This is a genomic window from Methylobacterium oryzae (assembly GCF_021398735.1).
Lineage (GTDB): Bacteria > Pseudomonadota > Alphaproteobacteria > Rhizobiales > Beijerinckiaceae > Methylobacterium.
In genome coordinates this window covers 1,193,316-1,208,983 of the sequence record NZ_CP090349.1, presented here as the reverse complement: position 1 = coordinate 1,208,983, position 15,668 = coordinate 1,193,316, and the positions used below count along the sequence as shown (strand labels likewise).

Annotated in this window: 15 protein-coding genes; 6 read left to right on the top strand and 9 right to left on the bottom strand. The window is 71.3% G+C overall.

Annotated features, from left to right (window positions below):
* Positions 1–45 precede the first annotated feature (45 nt).
* Positions 46–720, top strand: a complete 675-nt coding sequence (locus tag LXM90_RS05785; protein WP_234082006.1) for an RluA family pseudouridine synthase — start codon at positions 46–48, stop codon at positions 718–720.
* 182 nt (positions 721–902) lie between these two features.
* On the opposite strand, the gene mtaB is transcribed toward LXM90_RS05785, so the two are convergent.
* Positions 903–2,129, bottom strand: coding sequence for a tRNA (N(6)-L-threonylcarbamoyladenosine(37)-C(2))-methylthiotransferase MtaB (gene mtaB, locus LXM90_RS05780; protein WP_234082005.1), 1,227 nt, complete (start codon positions 2,127–2,129; stop codon positions 903–905).
* Positions 2,129–3,016 carry a diaminopimelate epimerase gene (dapF, locus tag LXM90_RS05775; protein WP_234082002.1) on the bottom strand — a complete coding sequence of 296 codons (888 nt, stop codon included), beginning with the start codon at positions 3,014–3,016 and terminating at the stop codon, positions 2,129–2,131. The genes mtaB and dapF overlap by 1 nt, the downstream gene beginning before the upstream one ends.
* A 195-nt stretch (positions 3,017–3,211) precedes the next feature.
* Here dapF and LXM90_RS05770 point away from each other — a divergent pair, with 195 nt between their 5' ends.
* The 5 genes from LXM90_RS05770 to tam all read left to right on the top strand — a co-directional run bounded on the left by LXM90_RS05770 (position 3,212) and on the right by tam (position 7,563).
* Positions 3,212–3,979: a GyrI-like domain-containing protein gene (locus tag LXM90_RS05770; protein WP_234082001.1), complete on the top strand. Its 768-nt coding sequence runs from the start codon at positions 3,212–3,214 to the stop codon at positions 3,977–3,979.
* Positions 3,980–4,140: 161 nt separating this feature from the next.
* Positions 4,141–4,902 (top strand): endonuclease III domain-containing protein, encoded by a 762-nt coding sequence (locus LXM90_RS05765; RefSeq protein WP_234082000.1) that lies wholly within the window; start codon positions 4,141–4,143, stop codon positions 4,900–4,902.
* Positions 4,903–4,995: 93 nt separating this feature from the next.
* Positions 4,996–6,060, top strand: coding sequence for a tryptophan--tRNA ligase (gene trpS / locus LXM90_RS05760; RefSeq protein WP_020090717.1), 1,065 nt, complete (start codon positions 4,996–4,998; stop codon positions 6,058–6,060).
* Entirely contained in the window at positions 6,057–6,758 is a 702-nt protein-coding gene (locus LXM90_RS05755) for a haloacid dehalogenase type II (RefSeq protein ID WP_234081999.1), read from the top strand. The genes trpS and LXM90_RS05755 overlap by 4 nt, the downstream gene beginning before the upstream one ends.
* 22 nt (positions 6,759–6,780) lie before the next feature.
* Complete coding sequence (tam, locus tag LXM90_RS05750) at positions 6,781–7,563, top strand: trans-aconitate 2-methyltransferase (RefSeq protein ID WP_234081995.1); 783 nt, start codon at positions 6,781–6,783, stop codon at positions 7,561–7,563.
* A 21-nt stretch (positions 7,564–7,584) separates the two neighbouring features.
* Here tam and LXM90_RS05745 read toward each other — a convergent pair whose 3' ends face one another.
* From LXM90_RS05745 to LXM90_RS05715, 7 genes are all read right to left on the bottom strand, one after another.
* The gene (locus LXM90_RS05745; RefSeq protein ID WP_234081994.1) at positions 7,585–9,660 is read right to left on the bottom strand and encodes a methyl-accepting chemotaxis protein; all 2,076 of its coding nucleotides are present in this window, start codon (positions 9,658–9,660) and stop codon (positions 7,585–7,587) included.
* Between the two features lie 223 nt (positions 9,661–9,883).
* Positions 9,884–10,537, bottom strand: coding sequence for a pyridoxamine 5'-phosphate oxidase family protein (locus LXM90_RS05740; protein ID WP_020090721.1), 654 nt, complete (start codon positions 10,535–10,537; stop codon positions 9,884–9,886).
* 166 nt (positions 10,538–10,703) lie between these two features.
* Positions 10,704–11,723 (bottom strand): ketol-acid reductoisomerase, encoded by a 1,020-nt coding sequence (gene ilvC / locus LXM90_RS05735; protein ID WP_012322218.1) that lies wholly within the window; start codon positions 11,721–11,723, stop codon positions 10,704–10,706.
* Between the two features lie 12 nt (positions 11,724–11,735).
* Positions 11,736–12,392, bottom strand: coding sequence for a TetR/AcrR family transcriptional regulator C-terminal domain-containing protein (locus LXM90_RS05730; protein ID WP_085986784.1), 657 nt, complete (start codon positions 12,390–12,392; stop codon positions 11,736–11,738).
* Positions 12,393–12,474: 82 nt separating this feature from the next.
* Entirely contained in the window at positions 12,475–13,119 is a 645-nt protein-coding gene (locus tag LXM90_RS05725) for a glutathione S-transferase family protein (RefSeq protein ID WP_042673010.1), read from the bottom strand.
* A 125-nt stretch (positions 13,120–13,244) separates the two neighbouring features.
* Positions 13,245–13,787 carry an acetolactate synthase small subunit gene (gene ilvN / locus LXM90_RS05720; RefSeq protein ID WP_020090724.1) on the bottom strand — a complete coding sequence of 181 codons (543 nt, stop codon included), beginning with the start codon at positions 13,785–13,787 and terminating at the stop codon, positions 13,245–13,247.
* Between the two features lie 82 nt (positions 13,788–13,869).
* Entirely contained in the window at positions 13,870–15,645 is a 1,776-nt protein-coding gene (locus tag LXM90_RS05715) for an acetolactate synthase 3 large subunit (RefSeq protein ID WP_020090725.1), read from the bottom strand.
* Positions 15,646–15,668 lie beyond the last annotated feature (23 nt).

The window sequence follows — 15,668 nt, the reverse complement described above, 5'->3', positions numbered from 1 at the left end:
TCGCCCCACCTTGCCCCGCCGACACCGACCCTCTAGCCGATCCGGATGTCCAACGCCTTCGACATAGGCGCGCGCCTCCTCTACCGCGATGCCCTGCTGCTCGTCATCGACAAGCCGGCGGGTTTGCCGGTCCATCCGGGCCCCCGCGGCGGCGAGACGCTCACCGACCACCTCGACGCGCTCCGGTTCGGCCTGCCCCGCCGGCCGGAGGCCGCGCACCGGCTCGACCGCGACACCTCCGGCTGCCTCGCGCTGGGCCGCCACGCCAAGGCTCTGGCGCGGCTCGGAAAGCTCTTCTCCGGCAGCGCCGTCGACAAGACCTACTGGGCGATCGTGGCCGGCGGTCCCGCCGAGGAGGAAGGCAGCATCGACCTGGCGCTGGCCCGCCGCTCGGACGATCCGCGCTCGTGGTGGATGAAGGCCGACCCCGCGGGCGACCCGTCATTGACGCACTGGCGGGTGCTCGGCCGCGCCGGGGGGCGGACGTGGCTGGAGCTGAAGCCGGTCACCGGGCGGACCCACCAGCTCCGGGTCCACTGCGCCGCCTCCGGCTGGCCGATCCTGGGCGACGCGGTCTACGGCGGCGCGCCCCGCGGGAGCGCGCTGCACCTCCACGCGCGGGCGCTGTCGATCCCGCTTTATCCTAAACGGGAGGCCATCACGGTGACGGCGCCGCCCCCACCGCACGTCGCCGAAGCCGTGGCGACGATGGGCGCGTGAGCCTCGCATCATCGCGAGCGCAGCGAAGCGACCCAGGGCAGCGCGACATCGGGAGACCTGGCGCCACTGGATTGCTTCGCTCCGCTCGCAAAGACGGCGGCGGGCACGATTGAACATGCGCCTGGACCGCATCCGTCCTTTCGGGGCCGGCACGGAGCGTGACAGGCCAGGAAGACCGGGCGCTAGGCGCCGATCAGCCGCGCCCCGTCGTGCCCCGCGATGGCGATGCTGTGGAACGTCCCGGGCGCCTCATCGGCCGCCAGTCGCACGGCCGTGAAATCCACACTCCGCCCGACGCCGCCTCGCTCGGCCAGGACCGTCAGGCGGCGCCCGACCTGCGCGTCGAGGTGCCGCCGCAGGGCACCCGCACCCGCCTCGCGCAGCCGCGCCGCCCGCGCACGGACCACGTCTGGCGCAACCGGCGGCATGCGCGCGGCCGGCGTGCCGGGACGCGGGGAATAGGGGAAGACGTGCAGGTGCGTCAGGCCGCATTCCGCCACGAGGTCGAGGGAGCGGGCGAACTGCGCCTCCGTCTCGGTCGGGAAGCCCGCGATCAGGTCGGCGCCGAGCACGATGTCGGGTCGCAGCCGCCGCACCGTCTCGCAGAAGCGGATCGCGTCGGCGCGCAGGTGCCGGCGCTTCATGCGCTTGAGGATCAGGTCGTCGCCGGCCTGCAGCGACAGGTGCAGGTGCGGCATGAGCCGCTCCTCCTCGGCGATCGCCGCCATCAGGGCGTCGTCGGCCTCGACAGAATCGATCGAGGAGAGGCGCAGGCGCGCGAGGTCGGGCACCGCCCGGAGGATCGCCCGCACGAGACCGCCGAGGGTCGGGGCCGGGCCGGCGAGGTCGCGGCCGTAGGCGGTGAGGTCGACGCCGGTCAGCACCACCTCGCGCCCGCCACGGGCCACGAGGGTCTCGACCTGCGCGATCACGTCCGCCTCCGGCACCGAGCGGGAGACGCCCCGCCCGAACGGGATCACGCAGAAGGTGCAGCGATGGTCGCAGCCGTTCTGCACGGGCACGAAGGCGCGGGTGTGCCCGGCGACCGCCTCGACCCGCGTCGGCTCGGCCACCCGCGCCGCCATGACGGCGCCCGGACCGGTCGCGGCCGCAGACCAGCCCTCCGGCCGCAGCTTCTCGGCGTTGCCGACGAGGCGCGCCACCTCCGGCATGGCCGCGTAGGCCTCCGTCTCGACCTCGGCGCCGCAGCCGGTGACGACGATCTCGGCGCCGGGCCGCTCCCGGGCGATGCGCCGGATCGCCTTGCGGGCCTGCCGCCCGGCCTCGGCGGTCACCGCGCAGGTGTTCACCACCACCCGGTCGCGCCCGTCCGCAGCCGCGTGGGCCCGCAGGGCCTCGGACTCGACGGTGTTGAGGCGGCAGCCGAAGGTGAGGGTCTCGACCGCCATCAGGCCGCGCTGTCGAACAGCTCCGGCGCCAGGGTCCCCTCGGCGACGAGCGCGACCGGACCGGTCATCAGGACATGGTCGTCGGCGCGCCACTCGACGAACAGCTCGCCGCCCGGCAGCGCGACGCTGGCCTGCCGGCCGATCATCCGCAGGCGCGAGGCGGCCACCACGGTGGCGCAGGCGGCGGTGCCGCAGGCGAGCGTCAGCCCGGCCCCCCGCTCCCAGACGCGGAGCTTGATCGCCTCGCGGCCCGTCACCTGCGCCACCGAGATGTTGGCGCGCTCCGGGAACAGCGGGTGGTTCTCCAGCATCGGGCCGATCCGGGCGAGGTCGAAGCTGTCCGGATCCTGCTCCACGAAGAACACCGCGTGCGGGTTGCCCATGTTCACGGCGCCCGGCGAGTGCAGGATCGGGTCGTCGATCGGGCCGATCTGCAGCTCGATCCGGCGGGTGTCGGGGAACGGCTCGGACAGGGGGATCTCGTCCCAGGCGAGCCGCGGCCGGCCCATATCGACCGTGAAGGCGCGCTCCGAGACGCGGCGCACTCCGAGCAGGCCGGCCCTGGTCTCCAGGGTGAGCCGGCCGCCCTCGGCCGGCCGCGCCATGGCCGGGTCGTCGAGCATCGCGTAGGCGACGCAGCGCGTGCCGTTGCCGCAGGCGCCCGATTCCGAACCGTCGGTGTTGTAGATGCGCATGAACGCGTCGGTGCCCGGGCTCACGGGATCGTGCAGGACCATCAGCTGATCGAAGGTCGAGCCGGGATCCTGGGCGATCGCCCGCGCCTCCTCGGGCCGGACTTTCGCCGCGGAGCCGCGCAGGTCCAGCACCACGATCGCGTTGCCGGCGCCGTGCATCTTCAGGAAGCGTCTGTGGGCGAGTGCGCTCATGCGGTCCCGCGGTTGGAGGAAGGCGCGGGCTATATCGCAAAAGCCGTTGCCCGGCGCGAGGGGTGCCACGGCGTGGCAGATGCGCCGCACCCGCGGCTCTCGTCCGCGGCGCCCTCGCGGGCCGTCCCGTTCGCCACTAGGTTACGCCGCGGGAGCCCGCGCGATCATCCGTGGGCCTCGACCGGAGCGCCCTACGTGATCCGCCTTCGTCCGCTCGTCGCCCTCTCGGCCGCCCTCGTGCTCGCGTCGGCCGGCCCGATCGCCGCCCAGCAGCAGCCCGCGCCGCCGCCCTCCACGGCGCCCGCGCCGGCCCAGACGAACCCGCTGCCGACCACGACCGCGCCGAACCCGGTCGCCGACCCGGACAAGAGCGCAGCCCCGGCCCCGCAGCAATCGGTGGCGCCCCCGCCCGCGGGCCAGTCTGCGGCGGCAACGCCCCCGGCCACGAGCACGGGGACCCCCGGCCGGCCCACGCTCATCGAGAAGGCCGGCGAGCCCGGCGACGTCGACGAGGTAACCCTCCCGGCCAAGCCAGCCGCGATCCTGTCCGGCAAGACCAAGTGGGAGGAGGCCGTGCCGAACCTGAAGCAGGCCTTCGCGCGGATCGAGGCCGACCTCGCCAAGCTCGGCGTCGCGCCGGCCGGCCGGCCGCTCGCGGTCTTCACCCGCACGGACGACGACGGCTTCGAGTTCGAGGCGATGGTCCCGGTGGCGGCCGCGCCGAGCCCGGCACCAGCCGAGACCGACGGCCTGCGCTTCGGCACGACGCCCTCCGGCAAGGCGCTGCGCTTCGCCCATAAGGGCTCCTACGAGTCGATCGACAGCACCTACGAGACGCTGACCGCCTACCTCGATGCCAAGGACATTGTCGTGCAGGACCGGTTCGTGGAGGAGTACGCCACCGACCTCAAGGACAGCACCGACGACAGTCTCGACGTGAACATCTACGCGCTGGTGAAATAGGCGAGCGCGGGCCGGCGGCGGCGCCCTTCGGTCGCGACGACCGCCTCGGAATCGAGCGCGCCCTGCTCTCCGCTGGAAGCGCGCGGACCCGACGATGCGGACAGATCGCCGCTGCCTCGTACCGCCAGGAACAGGGGCGGCGGCTGGCGGATTCGCCCGACATGCCCGCCGCCGACCTCAGATCCGCGACCGTCCCGCGTTCACGCCGCAAGGCGGTCCCCGCCGTCGCGGATCCAGCCCTGGCCGAGAAGGCGCTCGCCGTCCACGCGCGGCTCTGCCCGGTCTACGGCTGCCCGATCCCGTACTTCCACAGCCTCGATCCGGTCAGCGAGCTCGTCTCGTCGCTCCTGTCGCACCGGACCCGCAATGCCGAATCCGGCCGGGCCTTCAAGGCGCTGCGGGCGCGCTTCCCCGACTGGGACGCGATGCTCGACGCGGACGTGCCGGCGATCGAGGCCGCCATCGCGGGCGTGACTTGGCCGGAGCTGAAGGCGCCGCGTATCCGCGACGTGCTCCGCGCCCTGCGCGACCGGCACGGCAGCCTCGACCTCGCCTTCCTGGCCGATATGGAGGTCGAGGCGGCGCGGGAATGGCTGCAGGCGATCCCGGGCGTCGGGCCGAAGACCAGCGCGGCGGTCCTGTCCTTCTCCACTCTGCGGATGCCGGCGCTGCCGGTCGACAGCCACCATCATCGGGTCGCCCAGCGCCTCGGGCTGATCGGCAGGCGGGTCGATGTCGGCCCGTCGCACCCGATCCTGCGGGCGCAGCTCCCCGCGGACTGGAGCGCGCAGGATCTCTACGACAATCACGAGATCCTGATGCTGCACGGGCAGAAGGTCTGCCATCATCATCGCCCGGCCTGCGGGCGCTGCGTCCTGGTCGACCTCTGCCCCAGCGCGAAGCTGCCCACGCGGGAGCCGTGAGCGCGTCCTTGACCATTCCGGCCTACGGGTGCGAGTAACCGCGCGCCCGGACGGCGCGGAGCCCCGGTCTTCCCTCGCTCAGGATCGGCGCCGATGGCCGCGTTCACCGAATTGGTCTTCTCGGGCGTCCAGCCCACCGGCAACCTGCACCTCGGCAACTATCTCGGGGCGGTGAAGCGCTTCGTGGAGATGCAGGAGCGCGACGCGCAGTGCCTGTACTGCGTGGTCGACCTGCACGCGATCACCGTCTGGCAGGATCCCGAGGCCCTGCGCGGCCAGATCCGCGAGGTCACGGCCGCCTTCCTCGCCGCCGGCATCGATCCGAAGCGCTCGATCGTGTTCAACCAGAGCCAGGTGCCGCAGCACGCCGAGCTCGCCTGGGTGTTCAACTGCGTCGCCCGTCTCGGCTGGCTGAACCGCATGACCCAGTTCAAGGAGAAGGCCGGCAAGGACCGGGAGAACGCCTCGATCGGCCTCTACGACTACCCGGTGCTGATGGCGGCCGACATCCTGGCCTACCGGGCGACCCATGTGCCGGTCGGCGAGGACCAGAAGCAGCACCTGGAGCTGACTCGGGACATCGCACAGAAGTTCAACACCGATTTCTCGGGGTCGATCACGGCGCACGGCCACGGCGACGCGTTCTTCCCGATCACGGAGCCGCTGATCGGCGGCCCGGCCGCCCGGGTCATGTCGCTGCGCGACGGCACCAAGAAGATGTCGAAGTCGGATCCGTCGGACAACGCCCGCATCAACCTCACGGACGACGCGGACGCCATCGCGCAGAAGATCCGGAGAGCGAAGACCGACCCCGAGCCCCTGCCCTCCGAGGTGGCGGGCCTGAAGGAGCGGCCCGAGGCCGACAACCTCGTGGGGATCTACGCGGCGCTCGCCGGGATCACCCGCGAGGACGTTCTGCGCGATTTCGGCGGGGCGCAGTTCTCGACCTTCAAGCCCGCTCTGGCCGACCTCGCGGTGACGAGCCTCGCGCCGATCGCCGAGGAGATGCGCCGCCTCACCGCCGATCCGGGCCATATCGACGCCGTGCTGGCCGACGGCGGCGCCCGGGCCGAGACCATCGCGGCGCAGACCCTCGACGCGGTCAAGGACATCGTCGGCTTCGTCCGGCGCGGTCCCAGCCTGCAGGCGGTGCGGTGACCGTCCGGGCGCTGGTCTTCGACGTCTTCGGGACGCTGGTCGACTGGCGCTCCGGCGTCGCCCGCGAGGCGTCGCGGCTGCTCGCGCCCGTCGCGCCGGACCTCGATGCCGGCGCCTTCGCGGACGCGTGGCGGGCCCGCTACAACCCGTCGATGGAGACGGTGCGCTCCGGCGCCCGACCCTACGTCGACCTCGACACGCTCCAGGCCGAGTCGCTGCCCGGCGTGCTGGCGCAGTTCGGCCTCGCGGGCGTCTCCGAGGCCGTGCGGGGCGAGCTTGTCCAGGCATGGCACCGGCTCGACGCATGGCCCGAGGTGCCGGACGCGCTGCGACGCCTGCGCGAGAAGCACCTCCTGGCACCGAACTCCAACGGGCATGTCCGGCTGATGGCCGACCTGGCCCGCCGCAACGGCCTGATCTTCGACGCGGTGCTCGGCGCCGGCTATTCCCGCGACTACAAGCCGAAGCCGGCGCTCTACCGCGACGCGGTCGCGGCCTTCGGCTTCGCGGCGGGAGAGACCATGATGGTCGCCGCCCACTCGAACGACCTCGCGGCGGCCGCCAGCCACGGGCTCGCCACCGCCCACATCGCTCGCCCGCACGAGCACGGCCCGGCCGGCGGCGAGACCGCGCCGACGGTGCCGGTCACCCACGCGGCGCGGGATCTGGCAGACCTCGCCGACCGGCTCGGCTGCTGAGGACTTTTCACGGAAGGGTGCCATGGCCGACTGGAACCCCGCCCTCTACACCCGCTTCGAGGACGAGCGGACCCGCCCCGCCGCCGAGCTCCTCGCCCGCGTGCCCCTCGACGCACCGCGGCTCGCCGTCGATCTCGGCTGCGGGCCGGGCAACTCGACCGCGCTGATCGCGGCGCGCTTCCCCGACGCGGAGGTGATCGGCCTCGACACCTCCCCGGCGATGCTGGAGAGCGCCCGCGCCCGCCTGCCGGGCCTGTCCTTCGCGCTGGCCGACGCCGCCACCTGGGTACCCGAGCGGGCCCCGGACCTGATCTACGCCAACGCCGTGCTGCAATGGCTGCCGGACCACGCGACCCTGCTGCCGCGGCTGTTCGGTCTCCTCGACCCGGGCGGCGTGCTCGCCGTGCAGATGCCCGACAACCTCGCCGAGCCGACCCATCGCCTGATGCGCGCGGTCGCGGCGGACGGTCCCTGGGCGGCCGCGATCGGCGATCCGGCCGTGGTCGGCCGCCTGGGACGGATGCTGGAACCCGCCGCCTACTACGACCTGCTGGCACCGCGCGCCGCCGAGGTCGATGTCTGGCGCACCGCCTACCACCACCGCATGGCGGACGCGACCGCCATCGTGGACTGGGTCAGCGCGACCGGGCTTCGGCCGTTCCTCGACCCGCTGGATCCGGAGGAGCGGGCCGGCTTCCTGGCGGCCTACACCCGCGCGATCGACGCCGCCTACCCGCCGCGCAGCGACGGGCGGCGCCTGCTCGCCTTCCCGCGCGTGTTCATCGTCGCCCGCAAGGCGCCGTAGCGCGGGCCGGCACGGCGACCATCAGGCCGCGCGCACCGTTCCGAGGAAGCGGCCGACCTCCGCCCGGAGATGCGCGGATTGCCGCGACAGGTCCGCGGACGATTCCAGCACCTGACCGGCGGCAGAGCCGGTCATGTCGGCGGCTTCGGCCACGCGGGCGATGTTCGTCGTCACCTCGCCCGTGCCGGCGGCGGCCTGGGTCACGTTGCGGACGATCTCCTGGGTTGCCGTGCCCTGCTGCTCGACCGCGGCCGCGATCGTCGTGGCCGCCCCGCTGATCTCGTCGACGCGCGTCGTGATGCTGCCGATCGCCGAGGCCGCCTGCTCGGTCGAGGCCTGGACGCGGGCGATCTGGCCCGCGATCTCCTCGGTGGCCCGTGCGGTCTGCTCGGCCAGCGCCTTCACCTCGGCGGCCACGACCGCGAAGCCCCGGCCGGCCTCGCCGGCGCGGGCCGCCTCGATCGTGGCGTTGAGCGCCAGCAGGTTGGTCTGGCCGGCGATGCCGCTGATCAGCGCCACAACATCCCCGATCTTCATCACCGCCGCGCTCAGATCCTCCACCAGCCGCACCGTGCGCCCGGCCTCGTCGGCCGCGGCCCGCGCGAGTTGCGCGGATCCCTGAACCTGACGCCCGATCTCCTGCACCGAGCTGCCAAGCTCCTCGGCCGCCGAGGCCGCGGCCCGGACGTTGGCGGCGGCCTCCTCGGCCCCGGCCGCGACGGTGGTCGACTGGCCGGCGGTCTCCGACGCCGTGGCGGCCAGCGCCCCGGCCGTGGCCTGCAGCGCGGTGGCCGCGTCCGTGACCGTCGCGACGATGCCGCCGATGGCCTGCTCGAAGCTGTTCGCCAAGTCCGCGGTCACCCGCTTGCGGTCCCGGTCGGCCGCCGCCTGAGCCTCCGCCCGCGTCCGCGCGTCGGCCTCCGCCTGCGCCCGCAGGCCGTCACGCAGCTTCAGCACGGCACGCCCGACCAGTCCGACCTCGTCGCGGCGCCGCGCCTCGCGTACATCCGCCCCGTAATCGCCCGCGGCCATGTCGCCGATGGTGCGGCCGAGGCCGCGGATCGGCGCCCCCACGAGACGGTGCAGCGCGCCGAAGACGGCCGCGCACCCGATCAGCACGCAGAGGACCGAGATGCCGATCAGCGTCGCGCGCGCCCGAACGGCGGCGGCCGTGAGCGTCGCCACCGGAACTGCGACGACGATCGCCCAGCGGTCGGGCGTCTCGCCCGCCTGGATATGCTGCGCCATGTAGCGCCACGGCGCCCCATCCGGGCCCGGCGCGTCGGTCACCACCACGGCTCCCGCCGCGATCGCCTGCCGGGCCGCGTCGGCCGCCGACGCGTCGAAGCCGTGCATCGGCTTCCCGGCCGCCGCGCCGGTCGGATGCGCGACGGTCGTTCCGTTCGCCGAGACCACGGCGAGGTAGCCGGTCCCGAACGGCCTCACCGCCCCGAGGGCGGCATTCAGGGACCCGAGATCGATGTCGACGCCGGCGGTGCCGCGATACGTGCCGTCCACGGTGATCGGTGCGCCGAACGACATCATGACGACGTCCTTCCCGGCCACCGGGTAGATGTAGGGTTCGATGGCGACCAGGCGGTTCAGCCGCTTCGGCCGGAGGTAATAGTCGCCGTCCGGCTCGGCCTCGTAGCCCGTGAGGACCTCGCGCTTGATCGTGCCGCTCCCGCGGTTCCAGTAAGGCATGAAGCGGCCGCTCGCGTCCGAGGAGGCCGTGCCGGCGAACGCGCGGTCGCGCCCGTCCAGGGCGTCCGGCTCCCAGCCCGTCCAGGTCGCGATCAGCTCGGGGTTGGCGCGCAGAAGCTCGCGCAGCAGCGCGTCGTAGATGTCCCGGTCCTGGATGCGGCCGGCGCGCAGGGCCGACGCGGAGGCCGCGATGCTCTCGGCAGTCTTGGCCGCTACCGCGAGGCGGAAGCGGACCTCGCGCGCCTCGTTCGACAGCGTCTCCGACTGTATCTCTGCGGCCTGCTCATCGAAGGACGCGTCGATTCGGCGGGCGAGAAAAGTCGTCCCCCCCGCGAACACCGCAGCGATCAGGATGCTGCAGATCAATGCGACGCGCAGCGGGAGCGAAACCATGGTCTTAACGGTCCGAGCAAAGATGCGATCGGCAAAATCTGCACGAAATTTATGGCTCGGCACTCACATCGTCAAGAATTTTTTAGACCATTAAACTATAGAACACAGAAGTTATGCTTTATTAGTATTTTGTACGGCAGATTTATACTCGGAAAAATCTGATTTGACGTAATTTGAGTTCCGCACCGGCCGCCCGGGACTGCGGGGCGGCCGCAATGGACGATCAGGCCTCGCCGCGGGCCATCAGCGCCTCGTACTCCGCGACCTCCAGCCGGCCCTCCTGAGCGACGCGGGCCTTGTCGGCATCGCTGATCACGTCGCCCGCGAGGTCGAGGCGCTTCCAGGCGGCGAGCGGCGTTTCGCGGCCGGGCCGCGGCACGTACTTGTTCTGCTCGAGCTTCTGGTACTTGTGGATGTAGCGCGGGCAGTTGATCCAGATCTTCGTCACCGCGACCTTCACCAGGTACTTGGCCTCGGTGTACGCGGCCAAGAGGGCGTCGTCGCGCAGCAGCGTCGCGTGGCCCTGGACGCGGATCCGGTGGGGCGTCTCGAAGTCGATGAACAGCAGGCCGACCTTGGCCTGCCCCTCGATGTTGCCCATCGAGTAGAACATGCCGTTGCCGTCGAAGCCCGGGAAGACAAGCGTCTTGTCGTCGAGCACCTTCACGAAGCCCGTGGGACCGCCCTTGTAGGAGACCGTCGGCATCCCGTCCGGGTCGACGGTCGAGAGGAAGAACATGTCGCGGGAGCCGATGAAGGCGGCCTCGTCCGGCTGGACGGTCTCGTGGACCCAGTCCTCGTCGAGACGCACGGCGAGCTTGGTGGTGCCGAACTCCTCCTGCAGCGCCCGGTGCGCGTCGGAATAGAGCGATGCCATGCGTGTCCTCTCCGCTTGCCGGTCCTCGTACGCGCGGGACCGCTGGCGGGCTTATGGCCGGGACACCCTGTGTCGGGCAACCCGGAACGCGAAGGGCCGGCCACGCCTCCGCGTGACCGGCCCCGCGCGTGCGCGGCCGGGCCGGGCCCGACCGCGCGGATGCGGATCAGTTGCGGGTCTTGTCGACCAGCGCCTTCTCGGAGATCCACGGCATCATGCCGCGGAGCTTGGCGCCGACCTCCTCGATCGGGTGGGCGGCGAGCTTGGCGCGGGTCGCCTTGAACGAGGTCTGGTTGACCTTGTTCTCCAGCATCCAGTTGCGGGTGAAGGTGCCCGACTGGATGTCGTTGAGCACGCGCTTCATCTCGGCCTTGGTCTCGGGCGTCACGATGCGCGGGCCGGTGACGTACTCGCCGTACTCGGCCGTGTTGGAGATCGAGTAGTTCATGTTGGCGATGCCGCCCTCGTAGATGAGGTCGACGATCAGCTTCACCTCGTGGAGGCACTCGAAATAGGCCATCTCGGGGGCGTAGCCCGCCTCGACCAGGGTCTCGAAGCCGGCCTTGATCAGCTCGACGAGGCCGCCGCAGAGCACGGCCTGCTCGCCGAACAGGTCGGTCTCGCACTCCTCCTTGAAGGTCGTCTCGATGATGCCAGCGCGGCCGCCGCCGTTGGCCGAGGCGTACGACAGCCCGAGGTCGTGGGCGTTGCCGGAGGCGTCCTGCGCGATGGCGATCAGGGTCGGCACGCCGCCGCCGCGGAGGTACTCGGAGCGCACGGTGTGGCCGGGGCCCTTCGGGGCGACCATCAGGACGTCGAGGTCCTTGCGCGGCTCGATCAGGTTGAAGTGGACGTTGAGGCCGTGGGCGAACAGGAGCGCGGCGCCCTGCTTCATGTTGCCCTCGAGGGACTCGCGGTAGATGTCGCCCTGCAGCTCGTCGGGGGTCAGCATCATCACCACGTCGGCCCACTTGGCGGCCTCGGCGACCGACAGGACCTTGAAGCCCTCGTGCTCGGCCTTCTTGGCGGTGGCGGAGCCCTCGCGCAGCGCGATGACGATGTCCTTCACGCCGGAATCGCGCAGGTTGAGCGCGTGGGCGTGGCCCTGGCTGCCGTAGCCGACGATGGCGACCTTCTTGCCCTTGATCAGGTTCAGGTCGGCGTCGCGATCGTAATACACCCGCATGTCTGTCTCCTCTTAGACTTGGTGTTTCGGGTCGGGTTTGGCCCGGCCGTACAGGGCCAGGAACTGCTCGACGGCGCGGCCCGCGTCGCGCCGGATCCCGGCCCCGTCGAGGTCGAGGGTCTCGCCGAGCAGAAGGCGGATCTGGATATCCCGGCCGACGAGGCCGAAGAAGGTGCGGAAGGCAGCCTCGCTGTCGGCGAAGCTCAGCAGGCCGGCGGCGCGCCCCGCCTCCAGCACGGGCTTCACCCGCTCGCCGATCGCGAAGCGCCCGTTCGCCAGGACGATGCCGCCGAGATTGCTCTTGCGCGAGCCCGCATGCGCGATGGCGATGCGGTTCAGCGCCACCGAGGTCGGGCCGGTGATGACCTCCAGCCACGTCACGGCGAAGTCCTGCAGGCGCTCCCGCAGGGTCGCGCCGTCGAGCACCTGAGCGCTGTCGTTCCCGGCATGGACCCGGGAGGCCTGCCAGCGCACCGTCGCGGTCAGCAACCCGTCCCGGTCGCCGAACCACTTGTAGAGCGTCTCCTTCGAGCAGCTCGCCCGGCGCGCGACGGCGTCCATGGTGAGCTGCTCGCCGTCCTCGACCATGAGGCCGAGCACGGCGTCCAGCACTGCCTGCTGGCGTGCCGACGGCTCTTCCCGCTCTGCTGTCGCGCTGGCCTGCATCATCTCGAATGGCGTACCGTACCGTACGGTACGCGCTGTAGGCCGATTCGTGGGGCGCGGCAAGGGGGGTCGCGCTCGCACCTCGCTAGCGGGGGAGCGGCAGTCCTTCGCGGGCGAAGACGGCCTGGACAGCCGGGCGCTCGGCGACCCGGCGCGCATGGGCGGTCCAGGCCGGGAAGCGACCGGCCATGTCGAACCGGAGCACCGGGCCGTTGGCCCAGAACCAGAAGACCGTCAGGTAGGCGTCGACGACGCTGAACCGGTCGCCCACCGCCCACCCGCCGTGCGACAGGCGCACCTCGGTCATGGTGGCGAGGTCCGCGTAGGTGTTGGCCGCCTTCGCCTTGATGCCCTCGAGGGCGCTCTCGTCCTCGGTGTAGCGCTCGGGCCGGCGGACATGGGCGTAGGTCACGTGGTGGTTGCAGGCGAGCCAGCCGAGCCACTCGTCGGCGGCGGCCTGCTCGCGGAGATCCGTGGGCCAGAGCCCCTTCTCCGGCACCTGACGGGCGACATGGCGCATGATGGCCGCGCACTCGGTGAGCACCCAGCCGTCCTCGGTCAGCGCCGGGACACGGCCGCGATCGTTGATCGCGAGGTATTCCGGCCGGCGCTGGTCGCCCGCGGCGAGATCGAGCTTGAGGCCCTCGTAGGGCAGCCCGGATTCCTCCAGGATGATGTGGGCGGCGAGCGAGCAGGCGCCGGGGGCGTAGTAGAGGTTGCGGGCGGTCATGGGGGGTCCTTGATCGACGAATACGGGCGCGGCGTTTTCAGCGACAACGGCCAGCCGGCTGTCGCCTTCAGAGCCGGTAACGTCTTCCGGCTCCCCCGAGCACCGACTGGCCGCGCGCCAGAAGCTCAGAGCGGCTCCGCCCCGCGCCCCATGGCGGAGATGCCCGTCCGGCAGATCTCCACCAGCCCGATCACGCTCATCAGGCGCACGAACCGGTCGACATCCTCGGTAGCGCCGGTCAGCTCGAACACGAAGGAGTTGAGCGTGGCGTCCAGCGTCTTGGCGCCGAAGGCGGCGGCCAGCCGCAGGGCCTCGCTGCGGTGCTCGCCCTCGCCCTTCACCTTCACGAGGCAGATCTCGCGCTCGATGGCGTTGCCCTGGAGCGTGAGGTCCACGACCCGATGCACCGGCACCAGCCGGTCAAGCTGCGCCTTGATCTGCTCGATCACGGCGTTCGTCCCGGTGGTCACGATGGTGATGCGCGAGATGTGGCGCGCCTCCTCGGTCTCGGAGACGGTCAGACTCTCGATATTGTAGCCGCGGCCGGAGAACAGGCCCGAGATGCGGGCGAGCACGCCGGGCTCGTTGTCGACGATCACCGCCAGCGTGTGCCGGTTCACCGGCTCGACGCGGACGGCATCGGGGTAGTGGGTGTTCATCGCGTTCATCGCCGGCCTCGTCCTCGTCGTTCGACCCATCGCCGCCGCAGCGGCGGATCGCGGCCCGGCGGTGACGCCGGGCCGCCCGCCCTCACACCAGCATCTTGCCTTCCTCGGAGATCACGTCGCCGAGCTCGACGCCGGTCTCGCCGAGGTAATCGGACAGGAGCATCTCGTTGTGCGCCTTGCCCGACGGGATCATCGGGAAGCAGTTCTCGGTCTTGTCGACGATGCAGTCGAAGATCACCGGGCCGTCATGGGCGAGCATCTCCGCGATGGCGCCGTCGAGGTCGCCAGGCTTCTCGCAGCGCATGCCCTTGGCACCGTAGGCCTCCGCGAGCTTCACGAAGTCCGGCAGGCTCTCCGAGTAGCTCTGCGAGTAGCGCGAGCCGTGCAGCAGCTCCTGCCACTGGCGGACCATGCCCATGTACTCGTTGTTCAGGATGAACACCTTGATCGGAAGGCGGTACTGCACCGCCGTCGACATCTCCTGCATGTTCATCAGGATCGAGGCCTCGCCCGCGATGTCGATCACGAGCCCGTTCGGGTGCGCGAGCTGGGTGCCGATCGCCGCCGGCAGGCCGTAGCCCATCGTGCCGAGGCCGCCCGACGTCATCCAGCGGTTCGGCTCGTCGTACTTGAAGTACTGGGCGGCCCACATCTGGTGCTGACCGACCTCGGTGGTGATGTAGGTCTCGCGGTCCTTGCAGGCCTCGTAGAGGCGCTGCACGGCGTATTGCGGCTTGATGATCGTGCCCGACGGCCAGTAGGCGAGGCAGTCCCGCGCCTTCCAGGCGCTGATCTTCTGGAACCACGGATCGAGGTTCGACTTGTCGGGCCGCGACGGCAGGGCGCGCCACGCCTCCAGCATGTCGGCGAGCACCGAGGCGCAGTCGCCGACGATCCCGACATCGACCTTCACGACCTTGTTGATCGAGGAGGCGTCGACGTCGATGTGGATCTTCTTGGAGAAGGGCGAGAACGCGTCGAGCCGGCCGGTGATCCGGTCGTCGAACCGCGCGCCGACGCAGATCATCACGTCGCACTCGTGCATCGCGAGGTTGGCCTCGTAGGTCCCGTGCATGCCGAGCATGCCCAGGAACTTCTCGTCCGTGCCCGGATAGGCGCCGAGCCCCATCAGCGTCGAGGTGATCGGGAAACCGGTCTCGCGGACGAGCTCGCGCAGCAGCCGCGAGGCCTCCGGGCCCGAGTTGATCACGCCGCCGCCGGTGTAGAAGACCGGCCGCCGTGCGGTCGCCATCAGCTCGACGGCCGCGCGGATCCGGTCGGCGTCGCCCTTCACGGCCGGGCGGTAGGTCTTGTGGCTCGCGATCTCCGGACGCTCGTAGAGGCCGGAGGCGAACTGGATGTCCTTGGGCAGATCGACGACGACCGGGCCCGGCCGGCCGTTCGCCGCGACGTAGAACGCCTCGTGCAGGATGCGCGGCAGGTCGTCGATCGATTTGACCAGGTAATTGTGCTTCGTGCAGTGGCGCGTGATGCCGACCGTGTCGCATTCCTGGAACGCGTCGGTGCCGATCAGGTGCGTCGGAACCTGGCCGGTGATGCAGACCAGCGGGATCGAATCCAGCATCGCGTCGGTGAGCCCGGTGACGATGTTGGTCGCGCCGGGGCCCGAGGTGACGAGGACGCAGCCGACCTTGCCGGACGAGCGGGCGTAGCCCTCCGCGGCGTGGACGGCGCCCTGCTCGTGGCGGACGAGGATGTGCTTGACGGCGTTCTGGTGGAAGAGCGCGTCGTAGATCGGAAGTACGGCGCCGCCCGGGTACCCGAACAGCGTGTCGACACCCTGATCCTGGAAGGCCCGGATGACCATCTCGGCCCCGGTCATGACCTCGCCGCCCATGCTCGTCTCCTCGCGCTCTCCGA

What these genes read in the sequence shown, in the direction of transcription:
- LXM90_RS05785 (WP_234082006.1), top strand. Translation starts at nt 46, where the DNA reads ATGTCCAACGCCTTCGACATAGGCGCGCGCCTCCTCTACCGCGATGCC.
- mtaB (WP_234082005.1), bottom strand. Translation starts at nt 2,129, where the DNA reads ATGGCGGTCGAGACCCTCACCTTCGGCTGCCGCCTCAACACCGTCGAG.
- dapF (WP_234082002.1), bottom strand. Translation starts at nt 3,016, where the DNA reads ATGAGCGCACTCGCCCACAGACGCTTCCTGAAGATGCACGGCGCCGGC.
- LXM90_RS05765 (WP_234082000.1), top strand. Translation starts at nt 4,141, where the DNA reads ATGCCCGCCGCCGACCTCAGATCCGCGACCGTCCCGCGTTCACGCCGC.
- trpS (WP_020090717.1), top strand. Translation starts at nt 4,996, where the DNA reads ATGGCCGCGTTCACCGAATTGGTCTTCTCGGGCGTCCAGCCCACCGGC.
- tam (WP_234081995.1), top strand. Translation starts at nt 6,781, where the DNA reads ATGGCCGACTGGAACCCCGCCCTCTACACCCGCTTCGAGGACGAGCGG.
- LXM90_RS05745 (WP_234081994.1), bottom strand. Translation starts at nt 9,660, where the DNA reads ATGGTTTCGCTCCCGCTGCGCGTCGCATTGATCTGCAGCATCCTGATC.
- LXM90_RS05740 (WP_020090721.1), bottom strand. Translation starts at nt 10,537, where the DNA reads ATGGCATCGCTCTATTCCGACGCGCACCGGGCGCTGCAGGAGGAGTTC.
- ilvC (WP_012322218.1), bottom strand. Translation starts at nt 11,723, where the DNA reads ATGCGGGTGTATTACGATCGCGACGCCGACCTGAACCTGATCAAGGGC.
- LXM90_RS05730 (WP_085986784.1), bottom strand. Translation starts at nt 12,392, where the DNA reads ATGATGCAGGCCAGCGCGACAGCAGAGCGGGAAGAGCCGTCGGCACGC.
- LXM90_RS05725 (WP_042673010.1), bottom strand. Translation starts at nt 13,119, where the DNA reads ATGACCGCCCGCAACCTCTACTACGCCCCCGGCGCCTGCTCGCTCGCC.
- ilvN (WP_020090724.1), bottom strand. Translation starts at nt 13,787, where the DNA reads ATGAACGCGATGAACACCCACTACCCCGATGCCGTCCGCGTCGAGCCG.
- LXM90_RS05715 (WP_020090725.1), bottom strand. Translation starts at nt 15,645, where the DNA reads ATGGGCGGCGAGGTCATGACCGGGGCCGAGATGGTCATCCGGGCCTTC.